Origin of the sequence: Ruminococcus callidus ATCC 27760 (assembly GCF_000468015.1) — a bacterium.
GTDB classification, from domain to species: Bacteria; Bacillota; Clostridia; order Oscillospirales; family Ruminococcaceae; genus Ruminococcus_C; species Ruminococcus_C callidus.
This window is the reverse complement of the sequence record NZ_KI260507.1, coordinates 1,686-19,078: the sequence shown is the minus strand read 5'-3', so window position 1 is coordinate 19,078 and position 17,393 is coordinate 1,686. Positions and strand designations below refer to the sequence as shown.

The following is a 17,393-nucleotide window of genomic DNA, read 5'->3' as shown; positions in this document are numbered from 1 at the left end:
CTGTCGCACAATCTTTGTGCGGTATTGCCTTGAATCAGGCTTAAAGCCTGCCGGAAACAAAAAAGTCTGTATGCCTCACGGCACACAGACTTTTTTCATTTCAAAACACAGTTTCCCGAAAGTTCCAATCAGTTGATAATGGTTTCTTCGGTTTCCTTGTCGAACAGGTGAATCTTGTTCGGATCCAGAGCAATCTTGATCTCATCCTGCGGACGAGCAGTAGAACGCGGATCAACGCGGGCAGTCAGAGAAACGCCGGCACAAACCAGATACAGATAAGTTTCTGCACCCATCATTTCGGTGATTTCTACAGTTGCATCTACAACACCAGTGGAAGCGTTGGACAGGAACATTTCGTCATCGTGCAGAGCCTCCGGACGGATACCCAGAGTCACTTCCTTATCCACATACTTTGCCAGTTCCGGTGTTACCTTTGCAGCCGGTACTTCGACCTGATACTTGACAGCCTTGCTGGTCTTGGTAGCTTCAGCACCGAATTCTACATAGTAGTTGTCTGCCTTCTTCAGAACAGCATCGATGAAGTTCATCTGCGGAGAGCCCAGGAATCCTGCAACGAACTTGTTGCCCGGACGCTCATACAGAGCCTGCGGTGTATCGATCTGCTGAATGATACCGTCCCTCATAACTACGATACGGTCACCCATGGTCATAGCTTCGGTCTGGTCATGTGTTACATAGATAAATGTAGTACCCAGCTTCTTGTGCAGCTTGGAGATCTCAGTTCTCATCTGTGCACGCAGCTTAGCGTCCAAGTTGGACAGCGGCTCGTCAAGCAGGAATACCTGCGGATTACGAACGATCGCACGACCCAGTGCAACACGCTGTCTCTGACCACCGGACATTGCCTTCGGCTTACGATCCAGCAGGTGGCTCAGATCCAGAATCTTTGCAGCTTCTTCTACCTTGCGAGCGATCTCGTCCTTCGGAACCTTACGCAGCTTCAGACCGAATGCCATGTTGTCGAATACGGTCATGTGCGGATACAGAGCGTAGTTCTGGAATACCATTGCAATATCTCTGTCCTTCGGAGCGATGTCGTTTACCAGACGGTCGCCGATGTACAGTTCGCCCTCAGAAATTTCTTCCAGACCAGCGATCATACGCAGGGTGGTGGACTTACCACAACCGGAAGGACCTACCAGAACGATAAATTCCTTGTCCTTGATCTCCAGATTTACGTCCTTTACAGCAACTACATTGCCCGGATACTTTTTATAAATATGTCGAAGTGATAAACTTGCCATTTGCACAGTTCCTCCTAAATAAGATTTTCCAGAACGTCCCCGCAGCTGAGCCGCTTGCCGTTCCCGGTGACATATATATCATACCAAAAATAAAAACATTTTTCAAGTCGTTTATTGCCCAAAATTCTGCTTGTACATTTATCCATTATGACGAATGACTTTGGAGCGTTTGTAGCAAACTTGCAAAATCGGTTTCACATTTCAACAATTTTTGGACATCTTTTTCAGACAGCACACAACACGCTCCCAGCGGCAATTCCGGCGGCAGCAGCAGTCCGCCCATTGCAACACGTGCCAGTTCACTGACATGATTTCCCAGTGCGGCAAACATGCGGCGTACCTGATGATACTTCCCCTCATGCAGACAGATGAGGGCTTCCCGATCGGTGTCAGGAACCGGCGCTGCCTTTGCCGGCAGGCACTGTGCCCCGTCTGCCAGCGTGATGCCCTGTTCCAGCGGCTGGAGATAGCCGTCCTCCCACGGACGTGCCAGCACGATGTGATAATACTTCGCCACATGCCCCCGTGCCGCGATCACCTGATGGGCAAGCTGTCCGTCATCGGTCAGCAGCAGCATGCCGGTGGAGTCCTTGTCCAGCCGTCCCACTGGTCGCAGATCTTTCCGGCACAGTTCCGGCGGCACCAGTTCCAGCACGCTTTTCTGTCCTGCCTCATCGGCGGAGCTGACATAGCCCTTGGGCTTGTGCAGCAGCACATAGAGATACTGGTCGCCGCAGATCTCCCGTCCGTTCAGGCAGACCGTGTGGGCTTCCGGCTGTACTGCCTGATCGGCTTTCCGGACAACCGCACCGTCTACGGTGACTTTGCCTTTTTGTATCATCTGCCGCAGTTCCCGACGGGAATACATGGTACGGGCAGAGAGAAACTGATCCAGTCGCATAGAGGGACCTCCGTTCTATTTTTCATTTGGTTACATAAGCTGTACAAGCAACATTTTCTGAAAGGTGGTTTTTACATATGGGAAAACGCAGTGTACTCGCTCTGGGAATCGCAGGGGTATTGTTCGGGTGCGGGTTTTTGTGGCAGTGGCTGCACCAGCCGGAAGCAGAACCGGCACCGCAGGAGATCGTGCTCTCCGACGGAGCACAGCGGCTCGCCTTTCTGGAGGCGAACGGTCAGCCGGAACGCTGCTGTGTTGCCACAGAAACGGTGCAGCTGCCTGCCGCTGCCGATGATACCTACCGCCGCTATCTGGCTCTCCAGCAGGCACAGGGGCTGCCTCTGGCGGCACATCTGGGAGAAGCCGCCGCCCGATACACTTACACACAGAACAGCTCCGGACAGGGTTCCCTGTGCACAGAGCTGCTTCTTAGTGAAGATCAGGTTTTGCTGGGAGCGATCCAATACGACAGCACCGCACCGGAACAGTTCTCCCCCGTCCTTTCCACAGAATAATTACTTGTCAAATACGTGCAGCAGATTGCCGATCAGGGGCAGCTGCTTTGCCTTGCCATTGGCAGCGTTGAGGATTCCAATAATTATCAGAGCCAGAATTGCCAGAGAAAGCAGGGCAGGGAGAATTCTGCCCAGCAACGGAATCTTCCCCAGAATCGCATTGGCAATGATAACCACAGCTTCCGCAAGGAACAGGATAAAGCCCTGATTGGCGTGGTACTTGGCATAGCGGGACTGCCCGCCATTTACCAGCAACGGCAGAATGAACAGGATCCCCACGTAAGACAGAGCCGCCCAGATTTTGTTATTCTGCACGTCCTGTGTGTCATACAGCATGGAATCGTCCTGCGTGTTCATGAAGTCGTTAAAATCTTTACTCATCGTTTTTCCTTTCCAGTCAAGATGCAGCATTCTCTGATGCATCACTTTTCATCTGTTTTATCCAGTGCACCGATCACCGCCAGAAAGCCGGCAACATCGGTGAAGTCCTGATACACCGACGCAAACCGCACATAGGCGACTGCATCGATATATTTCAGGCGTTCCATTACCGCATTGCCGATCTCCGAAGAAGTCACAGTACTCCGCATCTGCCGGCTGTATTCGTCCTCCAGTTCTTCTACCATGGCAACGATCAGATTAGAGTTGACCGGTCGTTTCTTGATGGCGTTGAAAATGCCTGTCACCAGTTTATGCCGGTCAAAGGGCTCATAAGAACCGTCTTTTTTCTGTACCATCAGCATGGGACGGTCTACGGCTTCATAGGTCGTAAAGCGTTTGCCGCAGCCCAGACACTCCCGCCGCCGGCGAATCCGTTCATCGTGAGGACGAGAATCCAGCACACGGGTTTCCGTGTGCCCGCAAAATGGACAATTCATGACACCACAGTTCCTTTCTTTCGGGAGCACCGCACAAGCTTTGTGCAGTGTTGCCTTAACGTTTTCCCTCGATGCGGTTTCGCAGCAACGTGTAATTGGCGGCAAGTTCTGCCACATCGGAAAAGCCGCTGCGGTATAGTTCCAGAATCACAGAGCAATCCGGACTGACTGCCGCCAGTTCCTTTAGAAATGCATCGAACCGAAACCGCCCTTTTCCCAGCGGCAGACAGTCCCCGTATTCCCCGTGGTCGCTTATGTGCACATGCACGATATGGCTGTTCAGCCCGCGGAGCATGGCGAAAGGATCTTCTCCGGAACGCACTGCCTGCTTGATGTCCAGCACAAAGCGTGCCTGTTTGCCCAGTGCGTCCCGCATCTCCAGCAAAAACGGCAGCGAGGCACTGGTACAGCGTGCCACATTTTCCTGTGCCACCTGTACCCCGTAGGATTCGCCCAGTTCTGCCAGCCGGCGGAACCGTGTAAAGTACATGTCCTTGTTCACCGAAGCCGCAGGCACCTTGTTGCCGTGCAGAACAAAGACCTTTGCCCCCAGCTGCTGCATGGCGGTGAAATAATACCGGCAGTATTCCAGATAATCGTCCACACGCCTTGCGTAGTTGGAGAACAGCATGTTCGGCTCAATCTCACAGGTGTACGGGTGCAGCGAAGCACAGGTCATGTCAAACCGCTGTAACAGCCGTGCCAGCGTATCCACAAAGCTGCGGCGTAATTCGGAGTGACTGTTGATGAAGATTTCCACGTGGGAAACGCCGGAAAGTGCCAGATCATACAGGGCTTCTTCCACCACGCGGGGATAAAGACACGCCGTAGAAACACCGGCTCGCAGCATAAGATCACTCCTTCCAGTTTGTTTTCCTATTATAGCACATCACCGCGGAAATTTCAATAGAAAGACGCAGATTTTCACCAATTTTTCAGTCAGGGCAGCACTGCGTAAAAAACAAAAACCGGTACAGACACAACGCCTATACCGGTTTTTTACAATTTTGGAATCACGAACAAGTTATACGCTTGTTTTTGCCTTTTTCTTTGCAGGCTTCAGCACGGTGATGCCACGCTTGGTCTGCCACCATACCCACAGGCTGGGAACAAAGCAAATGGAGTTAAAGGTACCCATTGCAATACCTGCCATCATCGGTATGGAGAAGCTCAGGATCGAATCCAGTCCCATTACCAGTGCCACAATGGTAACCACCAGCATGGAACTGAATGTAGTAACGGAAGTCCGAATGCTTCGACGCAGGGACTGGGAGTCACTGATGTTGACCAGATCACGGATCTGGATTCCCGGCAGCAATGTCTGGTTTTCACGGATACGGTCGTAGATAACGATCGTATCGTTGACAGCATATCCCAACAGGGTCAGAATAACTGCCATGAAGTTGGAGTCGATCTCAAACCGGCACAGTACCACGCAGCCGTAAGTAACGACCAGAGTGGAAAGCAGTCCCAGCACGGCACAAACGCCGGCGGACCAGCCGCTGATCTGCTTGAATCGGAATGCAATGTAAATGATCAGGATCAGTGCGGCAAAAACAGCTGCCACAATGCACTTTGCGAAGAATTCGCCGCCGGAACGTGCATTGACATCGTTTGCATCCAGCAGTGTCACTTCATTGTCCGGACAGAGTTCCTTGACCTTGTTGGTCACGTCGTTCTGGCGGTCAATCGTCAGACCATCGTTGGAAGTGAAGGACAGGGACAGGGTCTTGGTGTCGCTGTCCAGGCTGTCACCCTGCTGTACCTTGACGGTAGAGCCTACCAGACTGGTCAGTTCCTTGGAAATGCCGTTCTCGTCCACATCGCCTACATAGCTGTAAGTGATAATGGTACCGCCCTTGAATTCCAGTGCCACATTGACACCAGTAAAGGTGGAAAGCAATGAGATCAGAATCAATGCAAGGCCGATAATGAAAAATACTTTCGACTTGCTGCAAAAGTCACGCACTTTTACGTCAACATCAAAATGCTTTGCCTCTTTTGCTTCTTTAGTCTGCTTTGACATCGATACCACCTCCATAAAGTTTCTTGTTCTGGAAGCACTTGAAGCGAGAGAGCGACATCGTCATCAGTCTTGCAGCAAATACGCCCATGATGAAGTTCATAATCAAACCGGTCATCAGTGTGAAGCCGAAGGAGTAGATCACGCCCTCTGTGGTCGCACCGAAGAACCAGAAGATCGTATGGTTGAAGATCTTTGCCCAGATGCTGCTGGGGACACCGAATGCACCCATCAGCACGATGGAAACCAGAATACCTGTGAGGTTTCCGTCGAAGATCGCACTGAATGCACGGTGATAACCGGAGTACAGTGCTGTATCCAGCGTCTTGCCCTTCCGCAGTTCTTCACGGATACGCTCGCCGGTGATGATGTTCGCGTCAACGCCCATGCCCACAGACAGAATAATACCGGCAATACCCGGAATGGTCAGTGTGGTGCTGGACATAAAGCCGAACCAGCCGGAAACTGCTGCCAGCATACCGGCAACCTGTCCGATCAGGGTGATCGAAGCCACAACGCCCAGCAGGCGGTACAGCACGATCATGTATACCACGATCAGAAGCAGTGTGATCAGACCGGCGATCACCATAGCGTTCAGTGCACCCTCGCCCATGGTCGGGGAGATGGTCTTGAAGCTGGTGGTTTCCAGAGAGAACGGCAGTGCACCGGAATTGATCTTATCTGCCAGTTCCTTGGCACTCTCATAAGTAAAGTTACCCGAAATAGAAGCCTTACCGTCCGAGATGACTGCACTGACAGACGGTGCAGAGATCATGGTATTGTCCATCCAGATCGAGATCTGACCCTTGGACTGATACAGTTCAGAAGTTGCCTCATAGAACTTTTCCTTACCGCTGTCGTTCAGGTCCAGTGTTACCACCCATGTGATCTCACCGGTGGCATCGTCCTTGGAACCGCCGGTAGATGCCTGTGCCACATCGGCACCGGTCAGGACGATGTCGCCTGCCGGAATGGTATCTCCGTTTTCATCGGTAGAAGTATCGGTACCCTTGCGGAAAGTCAGTTCTGCGGTTTCGCCCAGTTCCTTGACAGCCTGCTCCGGATTGAAATCCGTTTCGCCCGCCTGCCACGGATACCGCACGATAATACGGTTGCTCTTGTAATCCAGATACGTTTCGCTGTCGCTGATGTTCTGGTTTGCCAGACGCAGCTTGATGGTTTCCAGTGCTGCGTCCATTTGTTCCTCCGTTGCATCCACATCGCCCGCCGGTTCAAAGGTCACGTCTACGCCGCCTTGAATATCGATTCCAAGACGAATGTCGCCAACACCGTGTACATAGGTCTTGACAATATCACCATACTGCGAATGTACGCCGAATATGGTGGAAAGCGTAAACAGAGCGATCACGGCAAATACAATGAAGAAAACAGGTTTTTTCACTTTTCTCACGATTTAGCCTCCTGTGCTGCGGTCCTGTCTGTCCCAGTACCGCATATTAAACTGTGCCGTCGGCAGAATGCACGATCGACAATTACCTATTATTATATTCCAATTTTCGCAATTAGTCAATAGGTGCGGCAAAACTTGTACAACATTGCCGATTTGAAAGGGCTTTTTTCGGCGACTTCTCCAAAATACCGGACAAAACTTTTCGAATTGCCGTTGCAATTCAGGGATACTTATGATATAATCAAAAGGAAACAAAAGGAAAGACAACACCGCACAGGCTTTGTGCAGTGCTGTCCAAACACGCAAACAGAAAGGACGAACCTCACATGGTACACTTCGGCAACGACTGGGACACCATTTTAGACGGCGAATTCGCCAAGACCTACTACCAGAACCTGCGGCAGTTTCTGTTGACGGAATACCGCACCCAGACCATTTATCCCGGCATGTATGATATTTTCAACGCCCTGAAATATACCCCCTATTCCCAGGTGCGGGCAGTGATCCTGGGACAGGATCCCTATCACAACCCCGATCAGGCTCACGGGCTCAGCTTTTCCGTGCGGAAAGGCGTGGCTCCGCCGCCGTCGCTGGTGAACATCTTCAAGGAGATCAAGGACGATGTGGGCATCGACAACACCGGCAAGCACGGCGAACTGACCAACTGGGCAAAACACGGCGTGCTGCTGCTGAACACCGTATTGACCGTCCGTGCCGGACAGGCGAATTCCCACAAGGGCAAAGGCTGGGAGCAGTTCACCGATGATGTCATCCGACTGCTGGATCAGCGGGAAGAACCGGTGGTGTTCCTACTCTGGGGCAACAACGCCAAGGCGAAAAAGGCCCTGATCCAGCACCCCCAGCATCTGGTACTGACTGCCGCACACCCCAGCCCCCTGTCCGCCTACCATGGCTTCTTCGGCTGCAAGCATTTCTCCAAGGCAAACGCGTTCCTGCGGGAACACGGGCTGCCGGAAATTGACTGGAGCATCTGATATGGCATATTCCTATCGCTGGCAGTACTGCGACATCGATTTTTTGCGGCACTGTCTGAAACAATACAGCCTGCTGCTGGAGAAGATCCCGTCGGCGATTCTCACGGAGGAAACCACGGGAACGCAGATGTTCGTCACAGGATACCTCTCCGACTGCATCAAGCGGTGTGATGACGGATTCGACGATTACACCATGACGGCACTTTTGCCGGAAGGGACAGCCTCTGTCACGCTGCAAGGAAATGGGTGGACGATTCGCCGTCTTTCCACCCGCTACCACGGCAAGTATGCGGCACTGCTTCCGGAAATAGCAGCCTATTACTTTTCCAAAGCCGGCAGACAGCGACGGCGGGATACGGAACAGGCTCTGGGAAGCCGCTGCTTCGCATTTTTCGATTATGCGTACAACAGAATGTTGGAAACGCAGTTTCTCCGGCACGATTTTCGCTGGGTGGGCGGCGAAATTCCCTCTGTCAATCATTTGAAAACGCTCTCCGACGCTGCCGACCTGACTGAGGCACTGGGGCAATTCCGGCGGGAAGAATATGGCAGGCGAAAGAAGCACGATCTCTCCCATGCAAAGCTTTGCACTTTCTTGGAAACTCAGTTTGGAATACTATATTTTGAAAATCGGTCTGCTTCGTACCTGTTGCAGCCGGTTTCCGGCGGTTTTTCCGCAGATGACGGCAGCACGGAAAGCTGGCTGCTGTGGAGATGCAACCGGCTGCTGGGCGGCACTGCTCTCACGGCAGAGCGAAAAGTGTGCCGCCTGTTTGGGGCTGATGAAAACGAACGGCAGCAGGTACTGGCGGCATACTTCTGTTTCTGCCGGCAAAAGGGGATTCCCTTTTCCGGAGAGATGCAGCTGTGCCAGCCGGAATACCCCGAACCGCTGGGGAAAGATTTCCTGCCGTGGAAGTGGGAGTCCGGCAAGGTCACGCCGCAGCTGCTGCAAACCATAGCCGACCAACTGCGGCAATGTGCTCCGGAACAAGCTGCGGACTGGTGCTGGCTGCTGGGGACACGGCTGGTATTTACTGTGCTGCCGCTGGCAAAAGAAGCATTGGCAGCACTGCCCCAGCTGGAACGAGATGCCTTTTTCGTACAGGCGGAGCAGTTCCTGCGGGAAACGGCGACTGCCTTAGGCGACCAGCCGCAGCCGCTGACGGAGCCGAACTTCGAAAAACTGACGGTACAGTACGGCAAGCTTTTGCTAGTAGATTCCAAGGAAAAGCTGCGGCGGTATGCCCGCCTGTATCCCACATTGGCATGCACCAAGTTTCCGATACGGCAGAAAAATGGCTATGTCTGGCTGCCGGAGCAACCAGTACGGCAATCAGCAAAAGCTGCCTCAGACGGCATCACCCTGCCGGAAATCCGCAGAGAACTGCTGTTGAAACAGTTGCAATTGCCGCCGGAAAAAATTGCTCTGGAACAGGTCTATCCCCTTTGCTATGAGGATATGGGATTTTTCTCTGAAAATGGGAGCCACCGCAAACGTGGTGAAGATTTTCTGAAAGAAGCACCGCAGCTGCTGCAGGATTATGAAGCACAGCATGGCAAAGTTCTCCGGGAACGGTACTCACCAGAGGAATGGGACTGGTTCCGGCAGGCTGCCGATTAACCCGAATCTGCCATAGGAAAAATTGATAACAAGCGATACGATTTTCCCGTCTACTCAAATACCTACAATTATGCTATAATATAAACAATATCATTATAGGCAATACCGCAAATTGCCGCAGAAAGGACAACACCATGAAAATCGCATCGTTATTTTCCGAAAAAACCGTTTTTTCATTTGAAATTTTTCCGCCGAAGAAAACTTCTCCCATTGAAACTGTCTATGACACGCTGGAAGCCTTACAGGATCTGAAGCCGGACTTCATCAGCGTGACCTTTGGTGCCGGCGGCAGCGGCAACGGGGAAAACACCCTCGCCATTGCACGGCGGCTGAAAGAGCACTACGGCGTACTGCCGATGGCACATCTGCCCTGTATCCACTATACCAAGGAGCAGATCGATAACATTCTGAAACAGTTTCAGGAAAACGGCATCGAAAATGTGCTGGCTCTCCGGGGCGACCGCGTAGAGGGCATGGAGCCGGCAATGGACTTCGTCCACGCTGCCGACCTCATCAGCTATATCCGCAGCTTCGGCGGGTTCGACATTGCCGGAGCCTGCTATCCGGAGTGTCACCCCGAAGCTCCCAACATGGACACGGACATCCGTCACCTGAAAGAAAAGGTCGATGCCGGTGCAAGCCACCTCATCACCCAGCTGTTTTTCGACAACGATTCCTTCTACGACTTCCGGTATCGGGCAGCCCGTGCTGGTGTCAACGTGCCCATTGAAGCCGGCATTATGCCGGTGACCAACCGGAAACAGATCGAGCGTATGGTCACCATGTGCGGTGCCAGCCTGCCCCGAAAGTTTACCAAAATGGTACAGCGGTTCGAGGACAATCCCGAGGCTCTGCGGGACGCAGGCATTGCCTATGCCATTGACCAGATCGTCGATCTGGTGACCGACGGCGTAGACGGCATTCACCTGTACACCATGAACAATCCCTATGTGGCACGGAAGATCAGCGAAGCGGTAAACGGCATCATCAAGGCGGCTCCGAAATGCTGACCCTGCCGCTGGAGGCGATCGACAAGCAGGAGGCTCTCCGCTATATGGGCTGCCCCGCAGAACCGGACGAAGCCCTGCGGACTGTCGTGGACACCTGCGAGCAGCAGCTTCGCCGGACGGTACAGCCCCGCGTAGTCTATCGGGTACTGCCCCTGTGTCGGGAAGCGGGGACACTTTCCGCCGGCGGCATGCAGCTAACCGGTGAGGACATTGCACGGCATCTGGCGGAATGCGACCGCATGCTCCTCATGGCGGCAACCCTCTCCGGACAGGCGGATCAGCTGATCCACCGTGCCGGCATCTCCGATATGACACGTTCGCTGGCAATGGACGCTCTTGCCAGTGCCGGCATTGAACAGGTCTGCAACCGTGCGGAAGAATGCTTTCGGGAGCAGTTGCCGGACACTTATTTTACATGGCGGTTCAGTCCCGGATACGGCGATTTGCCGCTTTCTCTCCAGCCGGAGATCCTCCGGCTGCTGGACGCGGAAAAGCGGCTGGGGCTGACAGTCACCGCCGAGCACATTCTCATTCCGCGAAAATCCGTGACCGCGATCATCGGACTGGCAGATCACCCGCTGAAAAAAGGGGCAAGAGGCTGTGCCACCTGCCGCATGCGGGAAACCTGTATGTTCCGAAAGGGCGGCACGCATTGTTAAAACCACTTTCAACATGGACACAGACACCTGTGTCCATATTGTGCTATCTGAGCATGTATCCATACAGCATGTTCCGGACAACAAAAGGAGCCTTATCTTATGGAATACGAAATCGTACCATATACCGAAGCCGATGTCGATGCCATGATCGAGATCTGGAACGAGGTGGTCAATGACGGCGTAGCATTCCCACAGTTAGACGAACTGAACCACAAAACCGGCGTGGAATTCTTTGGAAAGCAGGACTTCGTCGGCGTGGCAAAGGTGAACGGCGAGGTTGCCGGTCTGTATATTCTTCACCCCAACAACGTGGGCAGATGCGGACATCACGCCAATGCCAGCTATGCCGTTTCCTCGAAAATGCGGGGCATAAAAATCGGAGAAGGGCTGGTGAAGCACTCCCTGAAAACTGCCAGGGAGCTGGGCTACCGCATTTTGATTTTCAACGCCGTAGTCAAGGGCAATGACCGTGCAATTCAGCTGTACACCAAGCTGGGATTCCAGCGTGTGGGCGTGATCCCCGGCGGCTTTCTGCTGAAAAGCGGCGTGTATCAGGATATTTATGTGTATTATCATGTGCTGTAAAAAACTATTGAATCACTTTCTGGAAAGGACACTCTCCTATGCTTTCTTCCCTATTTCCGCATCGTAAATTCATTCGCTTAGACGGCGGCATGGGTTCCATGCTGCAAAAGGGCGGCATGCCCGTAGGTGCACTGCCGGAGGTGTACAACATCACCGAACCGGAACGCATCATTGCCGCACAGAAACAGTTCGTGGCTGTGGGGTCGGACATCATCTACGCCAACACGTTCGGAGCAAACCGGCACAAAATGGCGAAATCCGGCTATTCCGTGCAGGAACTCATCTCTGCCGGCATTGCCTGTGCCAGAAAAGCCTGTGCCGGCACGGACACCAAGGTGGCTCTGGACATCGGTCCGATCGGACAGCTTCTGGAACCGCTGGGCACACTCACATTTGAAGAAGCCTACGACATTTTCCGCGAAGAAGTCCTCGCCGGACAGGACGCAGACCTGATCGTCATCGAAACCATGACCGACCTGTACGAAACCAAGGCGGCACTGCTGGCGGCAAAGGAAAACTCCGACAAGCCGGTGATCTGCACCATGACCTTTGAGCCGAATCTCCGCACCTTTACCGGCTGTACCGTCGCTTCTGCGGCAATGACGCTGGAGGGACTGGGAGCCGATGCGGTTGGCGTGAACTGCTCCCTGGGTCCGGACGAACTCTTTCCCATTGTGGAAGAAATGGCAAAGTGGACCACGCTGCCGCTGGTGGTAAAGCCAAACGCCGGACTGCCGGATCCGGTCACCGGTGAATATCTGGTAGACCCTGCGGAATTCGCACAGGCAGTGGTGAAGTTTGCACAGCTGGGCGTTACGGTTTACGGCGGCTGCTGCGGCACCACGCCGGAACACATCAAAGCCGCATACGATCTGCTGGAAGAAGCAGAAATTCCCAGGCGGGAAAACATCGAGATTCCGGCGGCAGTCTGCTCCGCTTCCGAAGTGGTGCTGATCGACCAGCCACGCATTATCGGCGAACGCATCAACCCCACCGGCAAAAAGCGGTTCAAGGCGGCATTGCAGGCAAACGACATGGACTACATCTTGGATCAGGCAGTACAGCAGGTAGATGCCGGTGCCGACCTGCTGGACGTAAACGTGGGCATGCCGGGCATTGACGAAAAGGGCATGATGATCCGCACAGTCAAGGCGTTGCAGTCGATCGGCGGCACACCGTTGCAGCTGGACTCCACCATTCCGGCGGTCATGGAGGCGGCTCTGCGGGTGTACAACGGCAAGCCCATTGTCAACTCCGTCAACGGCGAAGAAGCTTCCCTGCAAAATATCCTGCCGCTGGTCAAGAAATACGGTGCCGCAGTTGTCGGGCTGACGCTGGACGAAAACGGCATTCCCAAAAAGGCAGCCGACCGGTTTGCCATTGCCAAGCGGATCCTCGACCGTGCCACTGCACTGGGGATTCCGAAACGGGACGTGTACATTGACTGCCTGACTCTGACGGCTTCTGCCGAACAGGACGGTGCCAGGGAAACGCTGGAGGCTCTGCATCGGGTCAAGACGGAACTGGGGCTGAAAACCGTTCTGGGTGTGTCCAACATCTCCTTTGGTCTGCCGAACCGTGAGGCAGTCACCCGCACATTCCTCACCATGGCTCTGGAAAACGGGCTGGATCTGCCCATTATCAACCCTAACATTGCTTCTATGGCAGAGGCAGTGCGGGCATTCCGGCTGCTCCGCGGCTTTGACGTGAACTGTGCCGCCTTTGTAGAAGCGTATGCCAACATGCCCACTGCCACAGCAGCCGCAACGCCTGCTGCGGCGGCGAAGCCTGCCGCAGAAAAGGCTCCGGAAACGTTAGACCTGCCCTATGCCATGTCCCACGGGCTGAAAAACGAGGGGGCAAAAATCACTGCCCAGCTGCTGGAAACCACGGATGCCATGGAAGTGGTCAACGAAATTCTGATCCCCGCACTGGACAGTGCCGGAAAGCTGTTTGAACAGGGAAAGATCTTCCTGCCCCAGTTGATTCAGACTGCCAGCGTGGCACAGGCGGCATTCGAAGTCATCAAGACTACCCTGATCGAACGCAATGCGGCTCCGGTCAGCCGCGGTGAGATCGTTCTCGCCACTGTCAAGGGCGATATTCATGACATCGGCAAGAATATTGTACGGGTGCTTCTGGAAAATTACGGCTACACCGTGCTGGACTTGGGGCGTGATGTGCCGTGCCAGCTGGTGGCAGACACTGCAAAGGAACACGGCGTAAAGCTGGTGGGACTGTCGGCACTGATGACCACCACGCTGGGAGCCATGGAAGAAACCATTCAGCTGGTGAAGCAGTCTTGTCCGGACTGCAAGATCGTTGTCGGCGGTGCAGTTCTAACTGCGGACTATGCCGAGAAGATCGGGGCAGACTTCTATGCAAAAGATGCCATGGAAACTGTCGCCGTTGCGAAAGAGGTTGTTGGGTAATTTTTTCCGTGGATCGCTGTCCTTTCAGGGACTTATTCCGATACATTCCCCAACCATTTTGAAAATACAAAAGAAACACCGAGCAAAGCTTGTGGTAAGATGCGTCGTCAGATTTTTCGGTGCACAGAAATTCCGCAGGCATACTTGATGTATGACAAGGGATTTCTGGGCAATATGACGAAAAATCTGCACGCAGATTGCGTGCAAAGCCGTCAGGCGGGCTTTATGCAGTGTTTCCTAAACAAGCGAATCTGAAATCACCCGCCGCCATTCCAAAGGAGGGCATTATGACAACAGAACCAAACGAAACCGAAACCATGACGGATTCTCAAAAGGAAGACGAAAAAAAAGTCCGCAAGTGGGACTTTGTCAACAAACAGTGGGCGGCAACGATCATCTTCAGCGGCGTAGTGCTGCTGTTGGTGGCGTTCCTGTTCATCAAGCGGGAAATCTTCACCGGACTGCTCGCCTATGTGTTCGATGTCCTGCGGCCGATCACCATCGGGCTGGTCATCGCATTTGTCCTATACCGTCCCACCTGTCAGATCGACAAGCTATTCCGCAAGGTACAGCAAAAATTCCCGCGGTTCCCTGCCGGTGCAATGGCGGTGTTCTGTGCATACTTCCTCATGCTGGCACTGCTCAGCATTGTCATCTGGATCATTGTGCCGCAGTTCATCACCAGTATCCGCGACTTCGGGGACAACATCATGGTATACTACAACAATATCATGAAATTCCTGAACAGCGACCGCGGCGAACAGATTCTCAAACTGTTACAGGACAACGACATCAATCCCGCAATGCTCCGCACCAAGTTAATGAGCCTGACCACCTACATTCCGGACGCAGTGGGCACACTGAGTACATGGGCAAGCGGGCTGATCGGCGGTGTCATTGACTTTTTCATCGGGCTGATCTTCTCCGTATATGTCCTCGCCGGACGGAACAAACTCCGCAGACAGGCAAAGCTGATTTTCCGGCATTTCCTGCCGAAAAAGCACTACGAACAGGTTGCCCACTACGGCAGACTGACTTTTTCCACGTTCTCTAATTTCGTCAGCGGACAGCTGTCTGATGCGTTCATTCTGGGCGTGCTGATTTTCTGTGTCATGAGTATCGGCGGACTGGAATACCCCATGATGATCGCGGTTATCATCGGCATCACCAACATGATCCCCTATGTGGGACCGTGGATGGGTACTATTCCCTGTGCGTTGATCCTGCTGATGGTCAAGCCCAGTCATGCCATTGCATTTGTCATTATCGTTATCATTGTCCAGCAGATCGACAGCAACCTGATCTACCCCCGTGTGGTTGGCACTTCTGTCGGACTGCCGGCAATCTGGGTGCTGTTCGCCATCACTGTGGGCGGCGGCTTGTTCAACGTACTGGGCATGATCGTCGGCGTTCCGATCATGTCTATCATTTACACCGTGATTCGGGAAAAGACCACCGGCAGCACCGGTTCACCGGAGAATAAGTCCACGCCCAAACCGCGGCAGTGGCATATCCGAAAATCTGTGCAGTCCCTCCGCAGCCGCGTTTCCAGAAAGGGAACGGAAGCCGAAAAGGACACCTCAAAAGAATAAGAACCTGTCTTCACGTAAAAATGCCGCCTGTTCCCTTGTTGGGAATGGGCGGCATTTGTCTGTCGACAATACCGCACAAAGAGCGTCTGGCGACTTTGTGCGGTATTGCCTTGATTACTTTCGCAGTTCCTCCGGCTGTAAGCGTTCCACTTCCCGCAGCTGACGGACAATGGCACGGGTGCGGGTGCCTGCCAGAAGTTCCAGCTGCTGTTCGGCTCCCTGCAGGCTTTTCTGTGCCTTTTCGATTGTGCCGGCAAATTTTTCGAATTCCCCGCGGACTGCTCCCAGCACCACCCATGCTTCATGGCTGTGCTTCTGAATGGCAAGGGTGCGGAAGCCCATTTGCAGGGCGTTCAGAATCGCCGCCATAGTAGACGGACCGGCAACGCTAATACTGTATTCCCGCTGTAACTGTTCCACCAGACCGCTGTTGACTACCTCGGCATACAGCCCCTCAAAGGGCAGGAACAGGATTCCGAAGTTGGTGGTATACGGCGGCTGGACATACTTGTCCCGAATGTCCTTGGCACAGCCGCGGACAACAGTCAGCAGTTTCTGCCGTGCCGCCTCCACCTGCTGAGGATTGCCCTGTTCCCGTGCGTCCTGCAACGCCGCATAAGTATCCCCCGGAAACTTGGAGTCAATGGGCAGCCATACCGGCTGTTCCCCGTCTGCGGGCATACGCACGGCAAATTCCACGTGGTTCCGGCTGTTGGGGAGAGTGGGGATCTCGGTGGCGTACTGCTCCGGCGACAAAATTTCCTGCAAAATTGCCCCCAGCTGTACTTCTCCCAGAATGCCGCGGGTCTTGACGTTGGACAGCACCTTTTTCAGGTCGCCTACGCCCACCGCCAGCGTCTGCATTTCGCCAAGCCCCTGATAGACCTGCTCCAGCCGGCTGCTGACCAGCTGGAAGGACTGTCCGATCTGCTGGTTCAGGGACTGTGCCAGTTTCTCGTTGACGGTGGTCTGGATCTCTGCCAGACTGTCCTGCTGCTGTGCCTGCATGCGGTGCAGATTTGCTGCAACGGCAGAGCGAATCTGCTCCATGCCCTGTGCGTTGGAGCGTTCCAGATTTCCCACACGACTTTCAAACTGCCGCAGCCGTGCATCCATGTTCCGTTCCATTTGTTCCAGCCGTCCTGCCTGATAGTCGCCGGACTGCCGCTGATTTTCCGACAGCAGATTCCCCAGCATCTGCATCTGGTTCTGGGTGTCGACAGCGATCTCCTGCCGCAGGGTTCGCAGGGCGTTATCGTCCTGGGGATTCCGCAGCTTCTGTACCTGTAATGCCAGCCAGATGATTGCAGCCAGTTGTATCAGGCAGAGAAATAGTAATATGTACAGCATATGATTCGACCTTTCCCAAGGAAACACCGCACAGGCTTTATGCAGTGCTTCCCGAATTTTCTTTTATCATAGCACAGTCGGGTTCCGTTTGTCAAGAAATGCGGCAAGGGAGGATTTGGGACAATACCGCACAAAGATTGTGCGACAGATGCG

At 53.6% G+C, this 17,393-nt stretch carries 16 protein-coding genes; 8 read left to right on the top strand and 8 right to left on the bottom strand.

What is annotated here, in order from left to right:
• Positions 1-128: 128 nt before the first annotated feature.
• Positions 129-1,265 (bottom strand): ABC transporter ATP-binding protein, encoded by a 1,137-nt coding sequence (locus tag RUMCAL_RS14005; RefSeq protein ID WP_021683689.1) that lies wholly within the window; start codon positions 1,263-1,265, stop codon positions 129-131.
• Positions 1,266-1,410: 145 nt separating this feature from the next.
• Positions 1,411-2,166, bottom strand: coding sequence for a pseudouridine synthase (locus RUMCAL_RS14000; RefSeq protein ID WP_021683687.1), 756 nt, complete (start codon positions 2,164-2,166; stop codon positions 1,411-1,413).
• 77 nt (positions 2,167-2,243) lie between these two features.
• Here RUMCAL_RS14000 and RUMCAL_RS13995 point away from each other — a divergent pair, with 77 nt between their 5' ends.
• The gene (locus tag RUMCAL_RS13995) at positions 2,244-2,681 is read left to right on the top strand and encodes a DUF4830 domain-containing protein (protein ID WP_021683686.1); all 438 of its coding nucleotides are present in this window, start codon (positions 2,244-2,246) and stop codon (positions 2,679-2,681) included.
• Here the strand turns inward: RUMCAL_RS13995 and RUMCAL_RS13990 are convergent, their stop codons facing one another.
• From RUMCAL_RS13990 to RUMCAL_RS13970, 5 genes are all read right to left on the bottom strand, one after another.
• The gene (locus RUMCAL_RS13990; RefSeq protein WP_242823527.1) at positions 2,682-3,062 is read right to left on the bottom strand and encodes a magnetosome magnetite crystal formation protein family; all 381 of its coding nucleotides are present in this window, start codon (positions 3,060-3,062) and stop codon (positions 2,682-2,684) included. It abuts the gene before it with no gap.
• A gap of 41 nt (positions 3,063-3,103) precedes the next feature.
• Positions 3,104-3,559 (bottom strand): transcriptional regulator NrdR, encoded by a 456-nt coding sequence (gene nrdR, locus RUMCAL_RS13985; protein ID WP_040648432.1) that lies wholly within the window; start codon positions 3,557-3,559, stop codon positions 3,104-3,106.
• A 55-nt stretch (positions 3,560-3,614) separates the two neighbouring features.
• Positions 3,615-4,409: a sugar phosphate isomerase/epimerase family protein gene (locus tag RUMCAL_RS13980; RefSeq protein ID WP_021683683.1), complete on the bottom strand. Its 795-nt coding sequence runs from the start codon at positions 4,407-4,409 to the stop codon at positions 3,615-3,617.
• Between the two features lie 174 nt (positions 4,410-4,583).
• The gene (gene secF / locus RUMCAL_RS13975; RefSeq protein WP_021683682.1) at positions 4,584-5,585 is read right to left on the bottom strand and encodes a protein translocase subunit SecF; all 1,002 of its coding nucleotides are present in this window, start codon (positions 5,583-5,585) and stop codon (positions 4,584-4,586) included.
• Positions 5,569-6,993: a preprotein translocase subunit SecD gene (locus RUMCAL_RS13970; protein WP_021683681.1), complete on the bottom strand. Its 1,425-nt coding sequence runs from the start codon at positions 6,991-6,993 to the stop codon at positions 5,569-5,571. The genes secF and RUMCAL_RS13970 overlap by 17 nt, the downstream gene beginning before the upstream one ends.
• 326 nt (positions 6,994-7,319) lie before the next feature.
• On the opposite strand from RUMCAL_RS13970, the gene RUMCAL_RS13965 reads away from it, so the two are divergent.
• The 7 genes from RUMCAL_RS13965 (at position 7,320) to RUMCAL_RS13935 (ending at position 15,890) form a co-directional block, all read left to right on the top strand.
• Positions 7,320-7,988, top strand: coding sequence for a uracil-DNA glycosylase (locus RUMCAL_RS13965; RefSeq protein WP_021683679.1), 669 nt, complete (start codon positions 7,320-7,322; stop codon positions 7,986-7,988).
• Between the two features lies 1 nt (position 7,989).
• Positions 7,990-9,612 (top strand): hypothetical protein, encoded by a 1,623-nt coding sequence (locus tag RUMCAL_RS13960; RefSeq protein ID WP_021683678.1) that lies wholly within the window; start codon positions 7,990-7,992, stop codon positions 9,610-9,612.
• A 134-nt stretch (positions 9,613-9,746) separates the two neighbouring features.
• Entirely contained in the window at positions 9,747-10,622 is an 876-nt protein-coding gene (gene metF / locus RUMCAL_RS13955; RefSeq protein ID WP_021683677.1) for a methylenetetrahydrofolate reductase [NAD(P)H], read from the top strand.
• A complete protein-coding gene (locus tag RUMCAL_RS13950; RefSeq protein WP_021683676.1) occupies positions 10,616-11,281 on the top strand; it encodes a vitamin B12 dependent-methionine synthase activation domain-containing protein in 666 nt (221 codons plus the stop codon). The genes metF and RUMCAL_RS13950 overlap by 7 nt, the downstream gene beginning before the upstream one ends.
• A 99-nt stretch (positions 11,282-11,380) precedes the next feature.
• Positions 11,381-11,866: a GNAT family N-acetyltransferase gene (locus tag RUMCAL_RS13945; protein ID WP_021683675.1), complete on the top strand. Its 486-nt coding sequence runs from the start codon at positions 11,381-11,383 to the stop codon at positions 11,864-11,866.
• A 38-nt stretch (positions 11,867-11,904) separates the two neighbouring features.
• A complete protein-coding gene (locus RUMCAL_RS13940; RefSeq protein ID WP_021683674.1) occupies positions 11,905-14,298 on the top strand; it encodes a homocysteine S-methyltransferase family protein in 2,394 nt (797 codons plus the stop codon).
• Between the two features lie 287 nt (positions 14,299-14,585).
• The gene (locus RUMCAL_RS13935) at positions 14,586-15,890 is read left to right on the top strand and encodes an AI-2E family transporter (RefSeq protein WP_040648429.1); all 1,305 of its coding nucleotides are present in this window, start codon (positions 14,586-14,588) and stop codon (positions 15,888-15,890) included.
• 114 nt (positions 15,891-16,004) lie between these two features.
• On the opposite strand, the gene RUMCAL_RS13930 is transcribed toward RUMCAL_RS13935, so the two are convergent.
• Positions 16,005-17,240 carry a DNA recombination protein RmuC gene (locus RUMCAL_RS13930; protein WP_021683671.1) on the bottom strand — a complete coding sequence of 412 codons (1,236 nt, stop codon included), beginning with the start codon at positions 17,238-17,240 and terminating at the stop codon, positions 16,005-16,007.
• Positions 17,241-17,393: the final 153 nt, after the last annotated feature.